Genomic DNA, 3,577 nt, shown 5'->3' on the forward strand with positions numbered 1-3,577 from the left:
GACGTCGTCCAAAATGCGCCTTTTGTTCTGAGCTGATATGGATATTATCAAACAGTTGACTGAGGCTGGTCTGTTCATTGACCTGAATCACCAGAGGTGCCTGTTGCCGGTTTATCCAATGACTGGCCTGGATAGGTTGTTGATAAGTGACGGCATTAAAGGCCGGATGATCTCTCACTGAGTGCTCATCGTTTTCTGCCAATTCCAGGGCTTTCGGTTGCCGTTTGATCTGAGCCACCTGCAGTCCGGGCTTCAGACCTGTCGTTTCGCTTATCGTCTGCAGTGAACCCAGTAAACGAAACCAGAGTGTTTCTGTGAGGGGAGACGTGACGGTGATTACACCACCCGCTCGAACTTGTTCCAACAGACGAGTATTGGGGACTGCGTAGCCTTCCGGGGTAATGGCAATCGAGCTCAGCCATTCCCTGATATTACTTTTGTTAATGATGATCGGGTCTCTCGGCGCCTTCAGGGAAAGTCCTTTATCCAGTTTTTTCTCAAGTCCTTCTTCATTCGAGTGGGATAGAGAGCGGGGCAGAGAGCGAAAGAGGGTTTGGAACAGTGAATGAAGCTCGTCCTTCCCTACCGGCATTTGATAAAACTGAATATCGTCGGGTAACTGACAGATCTTGCCATTGCTCTCATAGCTCTTTTGAGCCAACATTTGTCGAACTGTCTGTTCAAAGGCCAGATCCTGCCAGTCGGCCCCTTTCAGAATCACCCGTTGTCCAGCCCTTAACGACTCAAGCCTGCCGGGGATATGCTGGATTCGCCCCTGTTGATCGACTCCGGGGCCACCCAGCAGCAATTGTCGCCAGTGACTGTGCAAGTGACAGTCAATAAGAACGGTATTGTCGTTATCCATAGCACTTTCAGCGCTGGGACATTCAGCTAATACCGGAGGAACGTCGTTGATCTCCATCGCTTGGTCATTGCCGGACTGTGCATCAAACTGCCAGGTATTTCCCGGGCGATTAATTCGCCGCCAGAAATCAGCGCCCGGAGTAGCGTTTCCCAGCGCGTGATCACTCTGGCCAACCGATGCCAACTGCGCAAGATCTGCCAGAACCAGCAGGGCAACATGCTTTCCCAGGGGGCGTTTCTTCTGACTGACTTTGTCGTACAGACAGGGGTTATCCGGGTCCAGTAAATCGTTAAACTTTGGCAGCTCCTCACTGCTGAGCTTGCGGATATCCATCACCAGAGTGAGTGGCTTTGGACTTTCAAACAGCTTGCCTGAACGCAGAACGTGGCGACCGTCGTCCGAAATGCTCAACCGGCTCACCAGATTAGCCTGTGAGAGGTCATCGGGATGGGAAATAAGAGCGACATCCCGATGTTCATCGCCGGTCTCGGCCACTAAAAGCTGCCGAACCTCATCATCATTGGCGACAAAACGGAAATCGAAGGAATGAGAGGCGCTTCGGAGCGGGGAATCTGTTGAGGATACAGTTCTCACTTTGTCAGGCAACGTCACCGGAGGTGACGATCTATTGAGTTCGGGAGTTACCTCAGAGCAGGTGGCGACAATCTCTGACGATAACGCCAGCCTTGCTCTCTTGGCTGGCACGGCAATGTTAAGAACAGAGTTGTTTATTTGCTCACCAATCTGACCATCCATAGTCGATCTCCCATCCTGTCATCCAAAGAACTGTATTGAAATTCCTTTGTTGTTCGACCTTCAGGCAGGATGAAAGTTCCGTTTGGTTTGTTAGCCGTAACTATTGTAGGAAGTCACAGATTCTGAATCACTCATCATGGGCAGACTTCAATGACACATCCAACGAGTCACAAATCGAATTCAAATTCATGGTGCTGAAAAACTCGCCGGTAATTATTTTCAGCTCATCGCCTCTGAGCACCACAGCGTTACTGGCGTTGAGTACATGCTTTAAGTAGGTATCCTTAATGGATAGACTAAACGAGGTGCTATGAATATTAGACATCATGGCATACAACTCTTCTGGTGAAGATGGATCATGAGCGCCATAGCTGTCACACCCGTTAGACGTGAAGAAAGCACGGACCCAACAATAGGTTAAGCTACCGCCTTTCGAGTGTGTCACTCCATACAGGTAGTGACTGAGGGCTTGCTCAATCGCTTGTCTGCATTTGTGTTTTAAATCATCCAGAAGTTCTTTTTCCTCCGATGACAACCAAAGGGGTTCGAGAATGAGGTCATAACGTAGTTCGATATCGGTCTTTTTTTTCTGATATTCTTCATTTTGAGCTTTACATCGCTGATCTTTTGACAGTCGCACCCGTTCTATATAGTCCATATCATCCACATCGCTAGCGCTGAGACTTTCCAATGCCTTCATTTCATGCTGGTATCGTGCTTCCGCCACCTGAAGTTGATTGAGTTTTTCCAGTATCAGCTTCAGTTCCGGGCTCTTTTCAGCTTTTCGTTGAATCAGGGCTTCGACTTTTTCATCAAGCACTGGTCTGTCAAATTTATACTCCAGGATAATCACCGGGCGGTGGTTCGCTTTACCCGAGTTTAATTGTTGAAATGCAGGATGGTGCAGTAGCATTCGTTCTACATTCGGAATTCCCTCGGGTACGTCTGTCCAGGCGGCCCGTAACGATGAGTGGGTTATTTTTTCTTCAAGGGATCGCGAAAACCCATCATGACAATGAGTGATGAAAAAGGCATTACCTTCTTTTTCCCGGAAGCTTTTATAGTCCAACCGCCATACCTGACTATTTTTTTCCCTTGACAATAATTCCCGGTACCACTTTTTCAGGCTATGTGCGGCTATAACTTTCAGTTCATCGACACCTTCCAGAAGCACCAATAGTTCGTGATATAGATGGACCTTCTTAATATCGCTTTTATCGTTTGGCAGTGGGTCCAGCCAACCCGATAACAGGGCTTCACGGGCAAAGTGAATAACCGAAGGGTTGGCTAAGTCGCTGTTGCTCAGTATATCCACTATAGAATTCGACCATTCTTTGGAGCATGCTCCGGCCTGAACAACCATTTTTGAATGAAGTGACTTGAGTAGCTCAGCGATCTTACAGCCATCATTGTCGGGCAGTATTGCACTTACTGCCTCTGACATTGGGCTATATTGACTCAAATTGTCAAAAGCCATTTCACCAATCAACTTCCGTTCGTAGAAGCCCAATGATTTTGTCTCCTGCGACACCAATACTGAGACGCCCATGGAAAAACTGGTTAAATCTTTTTTCTCCCAAAGGTTCTTTACTATTTCTAAAGCACTTAGATTGGTTTTTGTTAATGCACTCTTTGTCACATGGGCTTTGTCCAGTTTCTCAAAGCTTATGCCGCAGGCTTCAGCCAGAGTTTGCTGTTGCGCTAAACCAACCCCTTTCATGAGATCATGAATCTTCTCTGATGCAGTGCTGAAACTACTGACTTTCTTGTTGGGCTGGAAGTCAGACAGGATTTTTGTCCTCTCGACAGGTGCCCCGCCCAAATCCACTGACTTCCAGGTTTGGCCTTCATCCACGGAATATTCAGCAAAGCCGTGGATGAGGCTACTTATTTTCCGACAAGGAATCCCGAAATAACGACAAAAAGCAATAAAAACAGGCACACGATGACGACAGC

The 3,577-nt window shown here is 47.7% G+C and carries 2 protein-coding genes; both read right to left on the bottom strand.

What is annotated here, in order from left to right; translation table 11 throughout:
• Nucleotides 1-1,621, bottom strand: a 1,621-nt coding sequence (locus tag KDK17_RS06375; RefSeq protein ID WP_257287628.1) for a hypothetical protein, incomplete at its 3' end; no start/stop codon positions are given.
• 127 nt (nucleotides 1,622-1,748) lie between these two features.
• Nucleotides 1,749-3,577, bottom strand: a 1,829-nt coding sequence (locus KDK17_RS06380) for a hypothetical protein (protein ID WP_257287629.1), incomplete at its 5' end; no start/stop codon positions are given.

This window comes from Endozoicomonas sp. SESOKO2 (genome assembly GCF_024606245.1).
Taxonomy (GTDB): domain Bacteria; phylum Pseudomonadota; class Gammaproteobacteria; order Pseudomonadales; family Endozoicomonadaceae; genus Endozoicomonas_A.